General features: G+C 76.6%; 1 pseudogene. It reads left to right on the top strand.

Annotated elements, in window-relative coordinates:
- Positions 1-830: pseudogene (locus ACFQ4O_RS17925) on the top strand (hypothetical protein); the annotation flags it as partial.

An 830-nucleotide genomic window follows, 5' to 3' on the forward strand; every position in this document is an offset into this window, starting at 1 on the left:
CGGCCGCGCCCGCCTGCCTCGGCGATCCCTACGCCGCGCTGCCGCCGCGCCTCGTCACCGACTGGTTGGCCGGGATCGCGGAGGCGCGCAGCCTGCCCGCGCTCTGGCGCGAAGACGCCGGGGCCGCCATCGTCATCGTCACCAGCGTCGCGGCGGGGGCGCTCGCTGGTCTCATTCTGCTACTGACCGCCGCGCCCGGACGGCGGGCGACCGTCGCGACGGTCTTCGCCGTGTTCGTGGTGGCGGCGGGGCTCGCCGTCTGGCAGATGCGCGGCACGGTGTTCGCGCTGGCGCTCTCCGCGCCGTTCCTCGCCGCCACGGTTGCGGCGGCCTCGAGGCAGGGCGCGCGGCCCCTGCGCGGCGCGCTCGCTCTTCTGGCGTGCAACCCGATCTCGGCGGCGGTCGCGGGCCTGCTGGCGCTCCTGATCCTCGGCGCTCCGCTGATCCCGCCGACGCCGAACCGCTGCCCGCGCGGCGATTTCGAGGCCTTGGCCCGGCTTCCGCGCGGCCTTGTCCTCACCCCGCCCGACGCCGGCCCGGCTGTGCTCGCCTTCTCCCCCCACGCCACCGTCGCCGGACCCTACCACCGCAACGTCTCCGGCTTGATGGCGCAGCTCGAGGCCTTCACCGGAACGCCGGACGACGCCCGCCGCATCGTCCGGGACACGCGCGTCGATTACGTCGCGCTGTGCCCGATCGCGGGCGACGTGAAGGGCCACGTGGCCGCGCGGCCCGACGGCTTCGCCGCCCGCCTGCTGGACGGCCGCGCGCCGGACTGGGCGGCGCCGGTCGATCTCGGCCGGGAGAGCGGGCTGAAGGTCTGGCGCGTC

The sequence above is a fragment of the Methylopila musalis genome, from assembly GCF_042679725.1.
GTDB lineage: Bacteria > Pseudomonadota > Alphaproteobacteria > Rhizobiales > Methylopilaceae > Methylopila > Methylopila musalis.